Genomic DNA, 17,428 nt, shown 5'->3' on the forward strand with positions numbered 1-17,428 from the left:
AGCCCGGGGTAAGCCAGCATGATTTCCGTACGGTCGATTACGTGACCATCAACCGGCAGGCATCCGAACAGGACGGCACACTCCTCAAGAATCGCGACTTCATGCTCTTCTGGACCGGGCAGAGCATCAGCGACCTGGGCGCGGCGGTGACGACGCTGGCGGTCCCCCTCGTGGCCGTCACCATGCTCCGCGCCACCACCTTCGAGGTGGGGGTGCTGACCGCCTGCGCCACGGCCGCCTGGCTGGTCATGACGCTGCCCGCCGGGATGATCGTCGACCGCGTGGCCAAGCGCCCGCTGATGATCGGCTGCGGCGTGGCGCGGGGGGCGGTGGTGGCCTCGATCCCGGTCGCGGCGGCGCTGGGCCATCTGACGATCAGCCACCTGTACGCGATGGCCTTCCTCGTGGGCTCGATCAACGTCGTCTTCGAGATCGCCTGCCAGAGCTACCTGCCGGTCCTGCTGCCGCGGCGGCGGCTCATCGAGGGCAACGGCAAGATCGCCACGACCAACGCGGTGGCCCTCGCCGTCGGCCCCTCCCTGGCGGGCGGCCTGATGACGCTGCTGCACACAGCGGCTCGGGTGATGGTCGTGGACTGCCTCTCGTACGTGATCGGCATCGCGTCCCTGCTGCTGATCCGCACCCCCGAACCACGGCCCGCCGACCGCGAGCCCTGGCGCATGCGCGAGGCGGCGGCCGAGGGGATCACCTTCGTTCTGGGGCACCCGGTGCTGCGGCGCGTCGTGGCGTGCAGCGCGATCTCCAATCTCTGCGACGCCATGATCACCACTCTTGTGGTCGTCTTCGTGCTCGGCGACCTCGGCGCCGATCCCGCCACGCTCGGACTGGTGCTGGGGCTGGGCAGTGCCGGTGGGATCGTGGGCGGCGTGCTCGCCACGTCGTTCGCGAGGTGGGTGGGTCCGGCCAGGGCGTTATGGGCGGGCAAGCTGTGTCTCGGCGGGTTCACGCTGCTCATCCCGCTCGGCGGGCCCGGCTGGGGAGTGCTGGCCGTGGCGGCGGGGCTGTTCGCCTCGCGCCTGTCCACCGTCGCGTACAACGTGCTGCAGATCACCTACCGGCAGTCGATCTGCCCGCCCGAACTGCTCGGCCGGATGAACGCGAGCATCAGATGGCTGATTCGCGGCGCCATGCCGTTCGGCGGCCTGCTGGCGGGCACCCTTGGCGCGTGGCTCGGCGCCCGCACGACCCTGGCGGTCGCGGTGACCTGCTCGTGGCTCGCGGTGCTCTGGCTGGTGTTCTCACCGCTGCGGCGGCAGCGGGACATCGCGCTCACGCCGGATTGGTCCTGATCACCTTCCCCTTGGTGTTGGCCACCAGGTAGCCCGTCCGGTTGTACTTGTCGCTCACATAGACGAGCAGCGACTCGCGGGCACCCACGAACTCGTAGGCGGGGTCCACGACGATGTAGTGGGTGGTGGGCTTGCGGACGCCCAGAGCCTGGTCCGCCTTGCGGAGCAGGGCGGGCAGGGCGTCCCAATTGAACTTGGTCAGGTCTACCGGATCCTCATCCGTGGTGCTGCCTCCGAGCTGCTGAGAGACGGTGCCGTCGCGGTACATGAAGTTTTCGTAGACGCCCTTCTCGCCCTTGACCGGCGCCTGGACGCTCGCGTACTCGGGGTAGATCACCATTCTGATGACCTTGGTGCCGCCTATCGCCGGCTTCAGCTTGGCGATCGCGGCCCGGATCCCGGCCGGGGCCAGCAGGTTGCCCGGGTCGGCGGCGGCCGTCTCGGTGGCCTCGGGCGTGGCCTTGGGCGTGGTCTTGGGCGTGGTCTTGGGCTTCCGCCCGGACTTGGTGGCGGTGCTGGTCGGCTCCCCGGACCCGGTGGAGCGCGGGTCGTCGGCAGCGTCGCCGTTCAGTATCGGGGGCAGGAACGTCCACACCAGCACGCCGACCACCACGACCACGGCGGCGGACACCGCGATCATGGCCGGGTGCGCGCCGCGCTTCGATCGGCGGGTGGCGCCGGTGACCGAGCGCGGGAGCGGCGGGCTGGTGTTCACCTGGGCGTACTGCGGGCCGGTGGGCCGCGAGCCCATGGGCGGCTGCGGGCCCATAGGTGAGTGCGGGCCTAAAGGCGAGTGCGGGTACGGCGAGCCGCCTGTCTGCTGCGGGTACGGCGAGCCGCCGGTCGCCTGTGGGTAGGGCGAGCCGCCCGTCGGCTGTGGGCCCATGGGCGGCTGCGGGAGCGGTGGGCCCGGGGCCCAGGCCGGCGGCGCGAGCGGCATCGACGCGGGGGCCTCGATCACCGAGGCGAGCATGCGGTCCAGCGTCTCGGCGTCGGGCCGGGCGGCCACGTCGCGCGTGAGCACGTAGCCGAGCACGGGACCGAGCGCTCCGGCCCGCTGCGGCGGCGGCACGTCCTGGTTGAGCACCGCGGCCAGCGTCGCCAGCGTGGTGGCCCGGCGCAACGGATGGCGGCCTTCGACAGCGACGTACAGCAGCATCCCCAGCGACCACAGATCCGAGGACGGGTCGCCCTCGTAGCCGTTGATGCGTTCCGGCGCGATGTACTCGGGCGAGCCGATGAACGAGCCGGTCGCGGTCAGGCTGGTGGACTCGCGTACCGCGGCGATGCCGAAGTCGGTCAGCACCGACCGGCCGTCCGGCCGCAGCAGGACGTTGGCGGGCTTGACGTCGCGGTGCTGGATGCCGACGGCGTGCGCGGCCCGCAGCGCGGAGAGGATCTCGCGGCCGAGGCGGGCGGTCTCGTGCGGTGTCATCGGGCCGCGTTCGAGGCGTTCCTGGAGCGATCCACCGGAGACCAACTCCATGACGAGCCACGGATAGCCGCTGTCGCCGTGGTCCACGATGTGGTGGATGGTCACGACGTGCGGGTGGTTGAGCCGGGCCAGGGCGCGGGCCTCACGGAGCACCCTGGCCCGCAGCTCGCGGGCGGCCTCGGGGTCGCGCTCGTCCATGTCCGGGTCGGGCGGGCGGACCTCCTTGAGGGCGACCTCCCGGTGCAGGGCCACGTCCCAGGCCCGCCACACCAGGCCCATGCCGCCGCCGCCGAGCCGTTCCACCAGCTCGAACCGGTCGTCGATCACCCGTCTGCGCATGCAGAGCAGCGTACGCTGTCGGCCTGGCCCAGGATGGGCCGTCTCATATACGGATTTTCGGCCATTTGTCGCTGCTCACGGGCCGTTCAGCCCGGCGCCTTGCGGCTGAGGTGCTCCCAGGCGCGGTACACCTCCGTACGAGCCTGGTCCATCTGCTGCACGAGGTCGAAGGAGTGGCCACCGACGATCAGCCGCAGCGGCGGCTCCGGAAGATCGACCAGCTCCATGATGACGGGCGCCGCCGTGCTCGGAGCGGGTCCGGCGTCCTCGCCCCACATTTCGGCCAGCTTCGTCCGCAGGGGCTCGTACTCGGGAAGGTGCTCAGTCACCGTGGTGCCGACCGTGAACAGTCCGGTGTCGTACCCGCCCGGCTGAACGATCGTGACCTTGATCCCGAACGGCTCGACCTCCATCGCCAGCGCCTGGCTGACCGAGTCGAGGGCCGACTTGCCCGCCGCGTACAGGCCGACCGAGGCGAATCCCCCGCCGGAGCCCATCGAGGTGACCTGCAGGATGTGCCCGGAGCCCTGCTTGCGCAGGTGGGGGACCACGGCCTGGGCCACCCAGATCGCGCCGAAGAAGTTGACGTCGAAGTGCGCCCTGATCTGCTCCTCGGTGGCCTCCTCCAGCATGCCGAACAGGAACCCGCCGGCGTTGTTGACCACGACGTCGAGCCGCCCGAAGGCCGCCGCCGCCCGGTCCACGCCGTCCCGCACCGCCGCGCGGTCGGAGACGTCCATCACCAGGCGTACGAGGCGGCCCGGATGCTCCTCGGCCAGCTCCGCGAGCGGATCGACGTTGCGCGCCGCCGCCACGACCCGGTCTCCGGCGGCCAGCGCCGCCTCCGCGAACGCCCGGCCCAGGCCCCGGGACGCCCCGGTGATGAACCACACTCGGGTGCTCGTCACAGGCCCCACCTCCTCGACTTCAAGACGAGACGGTTCGTCTCGCTGCGACGCAGAGCTTGCCCGATCTCATCCATTCCGTCAAGACGGAACGTCTCGTCTCGCCTTACTGCTATCCTCACCCGCATGTCCAACGCCAAGCAGCCGGACCCCGGCCGCCGCAACGAACGGTCGCGCCAGGCGATCCTCGACGCGGCGCGCGAGCTCGTCACCGAGGTGGGGTACGCGAAGGTCACGATCGAGGCCATCGCCGCGCGGGCGGGGGTGGGCAAGCAGACGATCTACCGGTGGTGGCCGGGCAAGGGCGCGGTGATCTTCGACTCCTTCCTGACGCTCAGCGAGGGAGCCGAGGGCTTGGCGCTGCCTGACACCGGTGACATCGAGGCCGACCTGAAGATGGTCATGCGGGCGACCGTCGCCGAGTTCGCCGATCCGGCCTTCGAGGCGCCGATCAGGGCGCTCAACACGGAGATCATCCACGATCCGAAGCTCGCCGCCCAATACCGCGAGAAGCTGGCCGGCCCCGTCGACGAGGCCAAGAAGGAGCGGCTGCGCAGTGCGCAGCGGGCGGGCCAGTTCGCCGTGGACGCCGACCTCGACCTGGCGCTCGAACTGCTCTACGCCCCTCTCTACCAGCGCTGGCTGCACCGTTCCGGGCCGCTCACACCCGAGTACGCCGACGCCCTGGTGGAGCTGACACTCAAGGCGTTCCGCCCCCTGGAGTAGTGCGGGCCCTACCCACAAGTAGCCCGGCAACCTGACTGATCTTGAAGGCCACAGACCCAAGGATTAGGACATCACCCCAGATAAAGAGGAGATGTCCAAAATGCGGAAGTACCTCGCAGCAGCCGCGGCCGCCGTCGTGCTCCTGAGCGCCGCCTCTCCGGCCATGGCCGCCGTCGCCACCACTGAAGGCGTCCAGCAGCAGGTCGACCGGCTGACCAAACAGGATGGCCTGACCGGCGCGGTGGTCTCGGTGCGCGACGCGAACGGCCGCACCAGCACGTGGACCTCTGGCACGGCCCAGCGTGGCACCGGCAAGCCGATGGTCGGCGCCGACGGACGGTTCCGCGTGGCCAGCGTGACCAAACCGGTCATCGCGGTGACCGTGCTGCGCCTGGCGGCCGAGGGCAAGGTGGACCTGGACGAGCGGGTCGAGCACTACCTGCCCGGCTCGCTCGACGGCCGGCCGATCACCGTCCGCCAACTCCTGCTGCACACCAGCGGCCTGCCCGAGTACTTCGACCTGGTCGACTGGACCAAGCCCGCGATCCCCGTCGACCACCTCGCGCTGGCGATGACCCGCGAGCCCGTGGGCGAGCCCGGCGAGCGCTGGTTCTACTCCAACACCAACTTCCTGGTCGCGGGCATGCTCATCGAGAAGGTGACGGGCAAGGACTTCCGCCAGGTCACCGAGGACACCGTGCTGCGCGGCCTGCCCGGTACGTACTGGCCCAAGAACGGCGAGCTGGACATCCGTGGCGAGCACGCACACAACTACGGCGTGAACCCGATGGACCCGAAGGGCGGCGAGACGGACATCACCCAGCTGCCCGGCTACGGCTTCGGGGCGGGCGGCGGGCTGGTCTCCACGCCGGCGGACCTGAACCGGTTCTGGCAGGCCATCCCCCAGCGGACCCTGCGGACCATGCTCACCGGCACGGTCCCCGCCACCGACCCGGCGGGCAGCCGCTACGGCCTGGGGCTGTACGCCTACCCGCTGAGCTGCGGCCTCGCCCTCATGCACGACGGCGGTCTGCCGGGCGTGCGGGTGCTCAGCGGGCGGAACCGGGCGGGCCGGGCGGCGACCGTGTACGTCACGGGCACCCCGAAGGACGACCGGCACCTCTTCGCCGCCTTCGACGCCGCCCTCTGCTCCCCGGTGAAGTAAAGCGGTTCAGCCCACGTGGACGTGCGGTCTGCGTACCGGGTCGGACTCCGCCTTGCGGAGGACCTCGCGGGTGAGGGGCGGCACGTCGCCGCCGCCGAAGACCAGGTAACGCAGCATCGCCACGACCGGGTTGCCCTCGGTCCAGTGGAAGTAGATGTGGGGTACGCCGCCGGTCCGGTCCCGCAGGTACAGCAGGAGCGCGGCCAGCGCGTTCGGCACCGCCGAGCTCTCGATCTTCAGGACCTTGTGGCCGTACCGCTCCTCGCCCTGGACGTACAGCTCGGTCTCGAACTCCGAGGCGTCCGGCACCGTCACCTCGACGAACAGGACCGGCTCGTTGCTGCGCAGCCGGTGGGTGATCCACGTCTCGCGCAGCTTGTCGTTGTACTCGGCCTGGTCGCGCTGCTGCGGCTCGTTCGCGATCACATGGATGTCGCCGCACGCCTCGTTGACGAACTCCTCGGCCAGCGAGTCCAGGTGCACGTCGATGACACGCAGCTCCGTGGAGCGCGTCGCCCGCGAGATCACCGACAGGCTGACGATGGCGGCGATGAAGAATGAGGCGATCTTCACACCGTCCGGCCGCTCGAAGACGTTGTCGATCAGCGTGTACGCCAGCACCGCCGAGATCACGCCGAACCCGGCCGTCGCCGCGTGCTGGCGTTTCTTCCTGGCCGACAGCGTCACGGCGACCGCCGCCGACAGCATGAGCACCAGCACACCGGTGGCGTAGGCGCCGCCCTGGGCGTCGACGTCGGCGTCGAAGATGATCGTGATGGCGAACGCGATGGCGGAGAAGACCAGCACGAGGGGCCGCACGGCCCCGGTCCACTCCGGCGCCATGCCGTACCGGGGCAGGTAACGCGGCACCAGGTTGATCAGGCCCGCCATCGCCGACGCCCCGGCGAACCAGAGGATCGCGATCGTGCTGATGTCATAAACCGTGCCGAACCAGTTGCCCAGATAACCGTGGGCCAGGTAGGCCAGCGCGCGCCCGTTGGCCTTGCCGCCCTCCGCGAACTCCTCGTGCGGGATGAGCACGGTGGTCACGAAGCTGGAGAAGATCAGGAAAACGCTCATGATCAATGCCGCGGTGGTGAGCATCCGCCTGGTGCCGGCGATCCGCTCCTCGATGCCGCCCTTGATCACCGGCATCACCGCCACGCCGGTCTCGAACCCGGACATTCCCAGCGCGAGCTTGGGCATCACCAGCAGCGACAGCCCGATCATCGCCAGCGGGCTGCTGTAACTCACGCTCAGCGCGCTCTCCCAGTCCCACACCAGCCGTGGCGCCTGGAGTACGTGCACGATCCCGGTCGCCACCACCACCGCGTTCAGTCCCAGATAGACGAAGACGAGCGGGACGGCGATGGCGATCGCCTCGGTGAACCCCATCAGGAACACCCCGCCGAGCAGGGCCAGCAGCACCAGCGTGACGATCACCCGCTGCCCGGCCAGGAAGTCGGGCATGAACGGGTTCTCCAGCAGGTGCGCGGTGGCGTCGGCGGCCGACAGCGTCATCGTGATCACGAAGTCGGTCGCGGCGAACCCGAGCAGGGCCAGCACGAAGAACTTGCCCCACCACTGCGGGGCGAGCCTCTCCAGCATCGCAATCGAGCCCTGCCCGTACGGGCTCTCGGCGGCCACCCGCCGATAGACCGGCAACGCGCCCAGCAACGTCAGGGCCACCAGGAACAGCGTGGCCAGCGGCGACAGCAGTCCGGCCGCCAGCACGGCGATGCCCGGCTGGTAACCGAGCGTGGAGAAGTAGTCGACACCCGTCAGGCACATCACCCGCCACCACGAGTGCTTCACGTGCGGGCCGTGCTCGATCTGCTTGCGGTCGGTCTGCAGCCCTTCGAGCAGCCACGACCGCAGCGTTCCCTCAGTAGCGACCGGCCGTTTCGCCAGCACCATCCCGGTCACCCTCCATCAATATCGTGCACTACGACACTAGTGACGGCAGATGAGTGTTTCGCCTGGTGAGGGCGTCAAGAAAACGTATATATCGCGCCAGACCGGCCACGAGGCCGGATGCGAAGACGACCGGCTATCTAACACGATCGATCACATCCACTTTGAGCTGGGCTCCACTGGACTGAGGATGATCCGGAAGGCTCCTTTGTAACACTGGACAACGTGAGAATCACATGCGAATGTTAGGCCGCTTCAGCAGCCGCGTACCCCTTGGAGCTGGCATGACCCTGCCCGTCGCGCTCGCCGACATCCTGCGTGACCCGCCCCGGGCGTACTCGCCCGCGGCCATCTGGTGGTGGAGCGGCGAGCGGTTGAGACGCGATCGGCTGCGCTGGCAGCTGGAGCGGTTCGCCGAGGGCGGCGTGTGGAACCTCGTGATACTCAACCTGGCGCCGTCGGGGCCGATGTTCGGCTCCGACGCCGACGATCCGCCGTTCTTCTCCGAGGAGTGGTGGGCCCTGCTGGAGCAGGTGTGCGACGATGCCGAGGAGCTGGGGATCTCCCTGTGGTTCTACGACCAGCTCGGCTTCTCGGGCGCCGACCTGCAGGCCCGGCTGGTCGACGAGGAGCCCCGCTTCGCCGGCCGCTGGCTGGCCCCCGACGGCTCGGTGACCACCCGCGGCTTCGACTACCTGTCCGCGGACGCGTGCGCGGCGCTGATCGACCGGGTGCACGGCGAGTTCGAGCGCCGGCTGGGGCACCGGCTGGGCGGGGTCATCGCCGGCTCCTTCCAGGACGAGCTGCCCGCGGTCCCGACCTGGTCGGGCACCTTCGCCGTGGAGTTCGAGAAGCGCCGGGGCTACGACCTCACCCCGCACCTGCCGCTGCTGTGGGCGGACGGCACGGGGGCGGGCGAGATCCGCCGCGACTACCAGCGCACCCGCGCCGAGCTGGCGGAGGAGGCGTTCTTCCGGCCGCTCGCCGAGTGGCACGCCCGCCACGGCCTGCTGAGCGGCTGTGACCAGCAGGATCCCGCCCGTGCCGGTCATCCGGTGGAGGGCGTGCAGCTGTACGCCGACTACGCGCGCACGCACCGCTGGTTCAGCGCGCCGGGCTCGGACCATCATGGTGACGCGCGAGTGCACTCCTCGCTGGCCCACCTGTACGACCGGCCGCGCACCTGGATCGAGGCGTTCCACTCCAGCGGGTGGGGCGGCACGCTGGAGGAGACCTTCGACTGGCTGCTGCCCTGGCTGCGGGCCGGAGCCACCCTGTACAACCCGCACGCCGTCTACTACACGACCAAGGCGGGATGGTGGGAGTGGGCGCCGCCCGCCACGGACTGGCGGCAGCCGTACTGGCGGCACCACCACGTCTTCGCCGACGCCGTCACGCGGTTGTGCGCGGCGCTCTCGCTGGGCCGGCACGCCTGTGACCTGGCGGTCCTCATGCCTACTGCGACAGTGCAGGCGGACACGCGGCTCGACGGGGTGGGGGCGGAAGCCGCGCGGGCGCAGGAGGTGTACCGCGAGATCGTTGGGGAGATGGCCTGGTTCCGGATGCTTCCTGGCGTTCTGGACCGGCTTGGGCTGGACGCCGATGTGATCGACGACGACTCGGTCCAGCGGGCCACCATCCGGCCCGGCCGGACCGGCGCGGCCGGGGACGGTGCGGGGGCGAGCGCCGCGAGTGGGGGCGGCGCCGTTGGGGACAGTGCGGCCCGGACGCGGCTGGAGGTCGCGGGCGAGTCCTATGCCGGGATCGTGCTGCCCGCCTGCACGACGCTCGACCCTGCCACGGAAGAGGCGCTCGTGGCGTTCGCCGATCGGGGTGGGCTGGTCGTCGCCGTGGGTGTGCGCCCGGAGGGGCCGCTGCGCTCGCGGGTCCGCTTCGCCGCGACGACGGCCGAGCTCGGTCCCCTGCTGTCGCCGCTGCGCCGGGTCGAGGCGCCGGTTCCCCCGCTGGTACGGGAGTTCGACGGCGCCACCATCGTCTACCTCCAGGCCACCTTCCCCATGGCGAGCCACGTGTCGGTCGAACGGCCGGGCGACCGCGGCATCGACCAGGGCTGGGACTCGGCCACCATCGACTTCGACCCCGGCCGATACGCCGCCGAGATGCCGGTGAGAGTGCGTGGCGTCTCCGGGACGCCGCTGCTGGTGGACCCGTTCGGCGGCGGGGTGCGCGCGCTGCCGTACACAGTGGAGGGCGAGCACACCGAGGTCGTCGTGCCGTTCGACGCCGGGCCCGCCGCACTGCTCGTCTTCACGGGCGAGCGGGACCAGCAGAATGAGCAGGGCCAGCAGGACGAGCCGGGCCAGCAGCGCAAGCGGGGCGTGCAGGTGGCGGGAATCGAACCCGCCTCCCCCACGGGGGAGCTCGATCTCGGCACCGGCTGGGAGATGGAGCTCGTACCCACCCTGGACGACGCCTGGGGCGACCTCGGCCACTCCGGGCCGGTCCTGCACCGCTGGGAGGTCGAGCACCGCGTGGACGGCCTGAAATGGCGGCCCGCGTACGCGACGTTCGGCTCGCACGGCAGTCTGCGGACGGACGGCGAGGAGTGGCGGCCCGCGGTGTACTCGACCTCGCGCGGCATCAGGAAGGACCCCATCCACCGCCTCGACCTCGGGCCCAAGGGGCACGTGCCGGAGGAATTCCTGGACTTCGGGCAGGTGGCCATGGGGCGGAGTGCCCGGTTCAGGGCCGAGCTGACCGTGCCGGAGCACGGGTTCCTCGCCGTCGGCGCCGCCGCCGCCAAGGCGGTGCGGATCGACGGCCATGACATCGACCTGGACGACAGGGGCTACCTGGCGTTGGCCCGCCGGCCTCTCTCGCCCGGCAACCATCTGCTGGAGGTCCGGCTGGTGCCCGAGGACGACGGGTGGCTGCGCGCGCACGTCGCCGTCGTGACCGACCCCGAGCACTACGTACGCCCGGAATGGATCACCGGTCCGACGGGCCCGACCGAGCTGACCGCCGCGTTCACGCCGAAGGGTACGGTCCTCCAGGTGGCCTCGATGACGGCCTGCCAGGTGCTGGTCAACGGGGTGGAGATGGGCCGGCAGGGCGGCTTCGACCCGTACGCCGACCACCGCAAGCCCCGGGTCCGCCGCTACGACCTGGCCGGGGTGCTGCGGCCCGGCGCGAACGAGGTGACCGTCCGGGTCGGTGACGGCGCCGAGCCGGTCCTGGTCGACGGCTGCGTCACCTCCGGGCCCGGCTGGTGGGCGGTGCACGACGGCGAACGGGTCGCGGCCGAGATCCACCGGACGCAGTACCGCGACCCCGCCGCCCTGCACCTGCCGCGCCGCCCGCACCCCCTCCCCGACACCTCCTGGCTGTCAGGCGACCGAAACGAACCGGGCGACCCCACGTCACCGACCACGTCCTCGACCGTGCCGCCAGCCACGGCCTCGACCGGTAGCCCTGCCGCGTCCTCGGCCGGGCTACCGGCCGTGTCCTCAGTCGTGCTGCCGGTCGTGCTGCCGACCGTTCTGGCCGAGCCGGGCACGGCGGGGCGGGTCGAATGGCTGCGCTTCCAGGTCCCGCCGGGCGCCACCGCCCTCCGGGTGCCCTTGCGCGGCGCGGCCGAGCTGCTGATCGACGGTCAGCCGGCGGCGGAGGGCACCGGCCCCCTGGCGGTGTCCCTCAACGGCCAGGCCGGACCGCGCGAGGCCCTGCTGCGCGTCGTGACCGAGGCCGGGCACACCGGCGGCGCCATCCTCACCGGCCCGATCGAGATCGAGACCGGGCCTGGCCCGATCGAGCTGGGCAACTGGGAGCGTTCGGGCCTGCCGGAGTACAGCGGCGGCGTCCGCTACCGCCGCACCGTCCATCTCGACGAGCGCCCGGACACCGCTCTCCTGGACCTCGGCCGGGTGCGCGGCACCGCGGAGGTGCGGGTCAACGGCGGGTCGTGTGGGGTCAGGGTGTGCTCGCCGTACCGGTTCGACGTCGGCCCGGCGCTACGGGAGGGTGAGAACACGGTCGAGGTCGAGGTGTACGGCACGCTCGCGCCGCACCTGGACGCGGTCAGTCCCACGCATTTCATCTTCCCCGGGCAGCGGGTGAGCGGCCTGCACGGCCCGGCCCGGCTGCTGCTCGGCTAAGACGGGTCTAGGTGCGGAATCGGTTGCGGTAGGTGGTCGCGCTGAGTCCGAAGTACGCCTTGAAGCGGCGCGCGAAGTGGCTCTGGTCCGGCCAGCCCACCGCCCGGGCGATCGACGTCACCGGCTCCTCGGTACGCAGCAGCATGTCGGCCGCGGTCTCGACGCGCAGCCGGCCCAGGTAGGCCATCGGCGGCAGTCCGGTGGCCGACTTGAACAGCCGCACCAGGTAGGCGGGGCTGAGCGCGACGGCCCCGGCCAGCTCGTTCAGCGTCCAGTCGTGGGCGAGGTCCCCCTCCACCATGCCCACCACGCGCATGACCGTCGGATGCGTCGCCGCGCCGACGGCCGCCGCCTCGTCCTGGCCGGTGTCGACGGTGCGGGAGAGGTGTCCGAGGAACAGCGAGAGCCAGCCGATGACGTCGGCCCGGTGCCGCTGGATGCTGCGGTCGCGCAGCCCGTCGAGCGCCTCCAGGTAGCCGAGGCACCTACGCAGATCAAGATCCGCCAAATGGGTGGTCAGCAGGCCGCGCCGCTGTAACGAGTGCGGACCGGTCCAGAGCAGGTAGCCCAGCCGGGGGTCCTCGCGCGTCCACGACAGCTCGTTGCGGAGCAGGTCGGTGCCGATGCAGCAGTTGTACAGGACGAGCCGCGCGCAGTCCTCGTACCCGTGCCAGACGCCTGGACGCAGCAGGACGACATCCCCGGCCTGCAGTTCCTGGCGTCCCGCGGAGGAAAGGTGTACGGCCGTGCCGGCGACCACGACGGCGATCTCCACGAAGCTGTGCGCGTGCACGGGCTCCTCGCCGTCGTGCGTGTAGCGCCGCGCGTAGGCGGGAGAGCCGTCGGCGATGAAGAGCAGACCTCGGGACAACTTCAGGGGGGTGGCCGTCACAGCCGCCACCCTAGCCGTCGCATTGATGTCAATTTCATCCGACTAAGACGTGTTTAGTGCTATCTGAGGGCCTGCTCCGGATTCCATGATTTCTGCTGTCCCCTTCTCGAAATATGGGGACATGTGCCGGTAAGAGAGGACACCCCCTTGTCCAGACTCGTGGCCATCCTTCTGCTACTCATCGTCCCCCTCGCCGTCGCCACTCCGGCGCACGCCGACCCCGTCGACGACTCCGCCTACGGAACCCCGCTCGTCGCCGTCTCCGGAGCCGGTGTCATCTGGCACCCGACGACCGGCCTGAGCACGCTCAAGGCGCAGCCGGGCCTCACCGAGGTCGAGTTCGCCGACGTCATGACCAGCGCCAACCACCCCATGCGTACCTGCGACAGCACCGAGGCCGCGGGACTACCGATCAAGCCGGCCGCCACGGTCAGCTGGTGCTGGGACAGCAGTGACGCGAGCACCGAGACGTGGATCCCACAGAGCCTCACCACCTCCGGCGACGCCGACGACGACGGCACCTGGGGCGCGTACAAGGCCATCCTCGGCGGCTGGAACTACTGCAACTCCGGCGAATGCGGCGTGAACCCCCGCAACAACGACGCCAGGGTCGCCTTCATCGACTACACCAACCCGTCGGCGCCGGAGTACCGCTGGGTCTACCTGGTCGCGCCGACGGACGGCACCACCAACGCGAACGCCACCAGCTACGCCAACAACGACTTCGGCCCCGCCAAGGCGCACATGGGCGGCATGGTCTGGTACGGCGACAAGCTGTACGTCAGCGCGACGGGCGCCAACTCCACCGGTATCAGGGTGTTCAGCATGTCGGAGATCCTGCAGGTGAACGACGCGAGCTCGGCGATCGGCAAGACGAGCAGCGGGTACGCCGCGTACGGCTACCAGTACGTCATGCCGGAGGTCGGCTTCTACAGCTACGCCAGCGGCACCTGCACCATGAGCAGCGACACGGGCGTACCGTGCTTCGCCTCCATCTCCCTGGACCGCAGCACCAGCCCCGACTCCCTGACCGCCGTGGAGTACTTCAGCAATCCCGCCCTGCACGGCAGGGTCTACCGGTACAACCTCGGCGGCGCGAACTTCCTGCTCAGCGCCAACGCCAGCGGCTACACCCCGGCGGCCCAGGCGTACCGCACCCAGGTCGGCAACATGCAGGGGGTGCTGTCCTGGAACGGCACCTGGTATGTGGCGCACAGCTGGCAGGACGAGGCAGGCGAGCTATGGGCACTGAACACCTCCACCGGCAGATCCCACACCTGCGCCAACCCCTACAGCTCGGCTTACGAGTGCTGGGGGATGCATCCGGAGTCCCTCACCTACGACTACGCCACCGGCCTGGTCTGGTCGCTGACCGAATGGACGAAGAACCAGTGCGCCACTGAGACAGCCACCCCACTGAGCTGCGGCCGAGCCATCTTCGCCGTCCCCCGCACCGCGCTTCCGTAGCCGCTACCCCTCGCCGCCCTCCCCTGATTACTCGACCTGGTTACTCGACCTGGGCGACGTCGACGCGGTGGTGGCGGTCGCGGAGCCGTTGCACGGCCTCGGGCGGCGCGTGCGAATCGACCACGATGACGTCGAAGGCGTCGAGAGGAGCGACCCGGTGCAAGGCCACGCGGTCGAGCTTCGTGTGGTCGACCGCCAGGACGCACCGCGTGCCCGCGGCCAGCATGGCCCGCTTCACCAGCACGATCTCCTGCTCCTGGTGGAAGGCGTGCCGGTCGGAGATGGCGGAGGTGGAGACGACCACCGTGTCGGTGTTCATCGCCTCGACCGCGTCGACGCAGGCCACGCCCAGGAAGGAGTCGTGCGTCGGGTAGTACTCGCCGCCGAGCGCCATGAGCCGGATGCCCGGCATGGGGGCGAGGAGCCTGATCGCCTCCAGGAAATTGGTCACCACGGTCAGGGGAGCCACCTCGTCGAGATGGCGCGCGACGGCCAGCGCGGTCGTGGAGTCGTCGATGATGACCGAGCTCCCCGGCTCGATCAGCCCCACCACATGCCGGGCGATCGCCTCCTTCTCCGCCGTCTGGGCGGTCTTGCGGTAGGCGATGTTGCTTTCGAAGATGCTGGAGGCCTGGGCACTCGCGCCACCGCGATACTTGCGCACCATGCCCTGGCTCTCCAGCTGATCCAGGTCACGGTGGACGGTCATCACGCTCACGCCGAACGTCTCGGCGAGCTCCGTCATCGAAGCCGAGCCATGCCGCAGGACATGCTCCGCCATGGCCTGGCGCCTGGTGGCCCCACTGGCCGCGCGTGACTTCACCTACGGCACTCCCCATGCATCGGTGAGACCTCCACGAATCCTTCTAATCTCTCACACCACCGGCACCGCGAGGAGCGACGAGCCGACTTGACATAAACCTTGGTTGAGGTCCGAAGCTGGTCCCATACCAATCCACAGGGGGAAATCATGAACAGAACTTCGCGGGCACTGGTCCTCGGGCCCGGAGGCGTCCCCGGCACGGCCTGGATGGCCGGCCTGGCCGCCGGGCTACGGCACCGCGGAGTGGACCTCGCGGACGCCGACCTGATCGTCGGCACCTCAGCCGGGGCGATCGTCGGCGCCATGCTGGCGACCGGTCAGGACCTCGACCGGCTCGCCACACGTACTGGTCCCGACCCCGACCTCCGACAGGAGCGGGACGGGCGCTCGACCGCCTCGCAGACAGGCCCGCAGACGGACGCGCGGGCAGACTCTCAGACGGACGCCCGGGCAGTCTCGCAGACGCACCCGCGAACGGACCCGGCGCGGATGGCCGAGGTCTTCACCGTGCTCGGCGACCCCACCCTGGAACCCCAGGAGGCCCTGCGCCGGGTCGGCCGCATCGCTCTCGAAGCTCCCACCATGCTTGAGGCGGAACGCATCGCCCTGATGGAGTCCCTGATCACCGCGCGCCAATGGCCCGACCGGCGACTGCTCATCACCGCGGTCAACGCGGAGACCGGCGAGCCGGAAGTCTGGGACCGCGACAGCGGCGCGCCGCTGGTAGCCGCGGTGGCGGCCAGCTCCGCCATGCCGGGCGCCTACCCGCCCATCACGATCAACGGCCACCGGTACATCGACGGCGCCCTGGCCGGCGGCACGAACGCCGCCCTGGCCACCGGCGCCCGCGTGGTGCTGCTCGTCGAGCCGCTGGCGCACCTGTTCCCCCGCGAGCCGCTCGACGGGCTCGGTGCGGACACGACCGTGGCGGTCAGCCCCGATGCCCCCTCTCTGAAGGCGTTCGGCTCCGACATGTCAGACATGGCATCCTGGCAACCGGCCTTCCACGCCGGGGTCGCGCAGGCCGCGCAGGAGGCCGAACGGCTGCTCGTGGACTGGCCCGCCACCACACTGTCTGCGGAAACGGTGAGGAAACAGCCGCTGGCCTAGAAAGTCCTCGAACGTCGGCACGCTGGGAGCGTCTTGGCCTTGCCGGATGCTCCCCGCGCGCTCCCGCGAGGAGAGGACCATTGTTGTGAATCGTGCGACCGCAGCTCGTACTGCCGGTCTGACCTGCGTGATGTTGACCCTGAGCATCGCCACGCCCGCCACGGCCGCCGACCGACCGCGGACCGGGTATGTACAGGAGGCGTTGAACGCCCTCGCGAAGACCACCGGAGTGGTCGGTGCCATCGGCGAGGTGTACGTCGACGGCAAGCGCGTCGGCCAGGGCTCGGCCGGCTCCCGCCTCCTCGACGGCAAGGGCGGCAAGATCCCCGCCGGTGCCCGCTACCGCGTCGGTTCCCAGACCAAGCAGATGACGGCCACCGTGCTGCTGCAACTGGTCAAGGAGGGCAAGCTCGGCCTGGATGACAAACTCAGCGATGTCCTGCCGCAAGTGGCTCAGCAGGACCTGGTTGAGCGGGCCGATGAGATCACCGTACGACAGCTGATCCGGCACACCTCCGGCATCCCCGACTTCTTCGCATCCGAGCTGTTCGACGACTTCGACTTCACGACCTACCACCCTCCGGTCGAGCTGGTGAAGGCCACCCGCGGCCTGCCCCGGACGGGGGCGCCGGGGGAGAAGTTCTCCTACTCCAACACTAACTACATGCTCCTCGGCATGATCATCGAGAAGGTGACCGGCCACCCCCTGTCCGCCGAACTCACCCGGCGCGTCTTCGCCCCTGTCGGGATGAACCACACCTACCTGCCCACCAAGCCGCCCGCCGCTATCAAGGGCCCGCACGGGCATGGCTACTACCCCGACCCCGAAGGCAAGCTGCGCGACGTGGACCGGCTCAACGCGAGTTACGGGTACGCGGCCGGCGGAGTGATCTCTACCGCACGTGACGTCAGCGCCTTCCAGCGCGCGTTCGTCCAGGGCAAGCTGCTGCCGGCGTCGTTGCAGAAGGTGATCACCGACCCGCCGGAGGGCGCGCCTCCCCAGCCTTCCCCCGGTGCCCGCCTGTGCGGGGGCGAGCCCGCGCTGCAGGCGATCGGGGGCAGCGGGTCCGGCTTCGTGGCCATGACCTTCACCTCACCTGATGGCCGCCTGCAGCTCGCCGTGTCCGCCACGTTGAGCGTGAGCAACAGGGACTTCTCCCCAGCCGCCATCGACCAGGTGGCCAAGGCGGTCTTCTGCCCTGGGAAGTAGGCGCCTGAGCATGGAGA

Annotated in this window: 12 protein-coding genes; 7 read left to right on the plus strand and 5 right to left on the minus strand. The window is 70.2% G+C overall.

The features are described 5' to 3' along the window. Positions 1-41: 41 nt before the first annotated feature. Positions 42-1,310 carry an MFS transporter gene (locus ACIBO2_RS45380; RefSeq protein WP_358532913.1) on the plus strand — a complete coding sequence of 423 codons (1,269 nt, stop codon included), beginning with the start codon at positions 42-44 and terminating at the stop codon, positions 1,308-1,310. Here ACIBO2_RS45380 and ACIBO2_RS45385 read toward each other — a convergent pair. Beyond that, the gene (locus ACIBO2_RS45385; RefSeq protein WP_397304271.1) at positions 1,291-3,084 is read right to left on the minus strand and encodes a protein kinase; all 1,794 of its coding nucleotides are present in this window, start codon (positions 3,082-3,084) and stop codon (positions 1,291-1,293) included. The two genes, ACIBO2_RS45380 and ACIBO2_RS45385, sit on opposite strands and share 20 nt — an antisense overlap. A gap of 86 nt (positions 3,085-3,170) precedes the next feature. After that, the gene (locus ACIBO2_RS45390; RefSeq protein WP_397304272.1) at positions 3,171-3,992 is read right to left on the minus strand and encodes an SDR family NAD(P)-dependent oxidoreductase; all 822 of its coding nucleotides are present in this window, start codon (positions 3,990-3,992) and stop codon (positions 3,171-3,173) included. 123 nt (positions 3,993-4,115) lie between these two features. Between ACIBO2_RS45390 and ACIBO2_RS45395 the strand changes: the two genes are divergently transcribed. Together ACIBO2_RS45395 and ACIBO2_RS45400 are read left to right on the plus strand one after the other, a co-directional pair. Continuing rightward, a complete protein-coding gene (locus ACIBO2_RS45395) occupies positions 4,116-4,715 on the plus strand; it encodes a TetR/AcrR family transcriptional regulator (RefSeq protein ID WP_358532922.1) in 600 nt (199 codons plus the stop codon). 100 nt (positions 4,716-4,815) lie between these two features. Beyond that, the gene (locus ACIBO2_RS45400; RefSeq protein WP_397304273.1) at positions 4,816-5,880 is read left to right on the plus strand and encodes a serine hydrolase domain-containing protein; all 1,065 of its coding nucleotides are present in this window, start codon (positions 4,816-4,818) and stop codon (positions 5,878-5,880) included. Positions 5,881-5,886: 6 nt separating this feature from the next. Here the strand turns inward: ACIBO2_RS45400 and ACIBO2_RS45405 are convergent, their stop codons facing one another. Continuing rightward, complete coding sequence (locus ACIBO2_RS45405) at positions 5,887-7,797, minus strand: amino acid transporter (RefSeq protein WP_358532928.1); 1,911 nt, start codon at positions 7,795-7,797, stop codon at positions 5,887-5,889. A gap of 281 nt (positions 7,798-8,078) precedes the next feature. Here ACIBO2_RS45405 and ACIBO2_RS45410 point away from each other — a divergent pair, with 281 nt between their 5' ends. Further along, positions 8,079-11,909 carry a glycosyl hydrolase gene (locus ACIBO2_RS45410; RefSeq protein ID WP_358532931.1) on the plus strand — a complete coding sequence of 1,277 codons (3,831 nt, stop codon included), beginning with the start codon at positions 8,079-8,081 and terminating at the stop codon, positions 11,907-11,909. 7 nt (positions 11,910-11,916) lie between these two features. Here the strand turns inward: ACIBO2_RS45410 and ACIBO2_RS45415 are convergent, their stop codons facing one another. Further along, positions 11,917-12,801, minus strand: a complete 885-nt coding sequence (locus ACIBO2_RS45415; protein WP_358532934.1) for an AraC family transcriptional regulator — start codon at positions 12,799-12,801, stop codon at positions 11,917-11,919. Between the two features lie 147 nt (positions 12,802-12,948). Between ACIBO2_RS45415 and ACIBO2_RS45420 the strand changes: the two genes are divergently transcribed. Then, positions 12,949-14,268, plus strand: coding sequence for a hypothetical protein (locus tag ACIBO2_RS45420; RefSeq protein WP_358532937.1), 1,320 nt, complete (start codon positions 12,949-12,951; stop codon positions 14,266-14,268). A 40-nt stretch (positions 14,269-14,308) separates the two neighbouring features. On the opposite strand, the gene ACIBO2_RS45425 is transcribed toward ACIBO2_RS45420, so the two are convergent. Beyond that, positions 14,309-15,091, minus strand: a complete 783-nt coding sequence (locus ACIBO2_RS45425; protein ID WP_358532940.1) for a DeoR/GlpR family DNA-binding transcription regulator — start codon at positions 15,089-15,091, stop codon at positions 14,309-14,311. Positions 15,092-15,238: 147 nt separating this feature from the next. Between ACIBO2_RS45425 and ACIBO2_RS45430 the strand changes: the two genes are divergently transcribed. Together ACIBO2_RS45430 and ACIBO2_RS45435 are read left to right on the plus strand one after the other, a co-directional pair. After that, the gene (locus ACIBO2_RS45430) at positions 15,239-16,201 is read left to right on the plus strand and encodes a patatin-like phospholipase family protein (protein ID WP_397304274.1); all 963 of its coding nucleotides are present in this window, start codon (positions 15,239-15,241) and stop codon (positions 16,199-16,201) included. 130 nt (positions 16,202-16,331) lie between these two features. Continuing rightward, on the plus strand, positions 16,332-17,411 hold the full coding sequence (locus ACIBO2_RS45435) for a serine hydrolase domain-containing protein (RefSeq protein WP_397304296.1): 1,080 nt from the start codon (positions 16,332-16,334) through the stop codon (positions 17,409-17,411). The last annotated feature ends 17 nt before the right edge of the window (positions 17,412-17,428 follow it).

It is taken from the genome of Nonomuraea sp. NPDC050022 (genome assembly GCF_044460705.1).
Taxonomy (GTDB): domain Bacteria; phylum Actinomycetota; class Actinomycetes; order Streptosporangiales; family Streptosporangiaceae; genus Nonomuraea.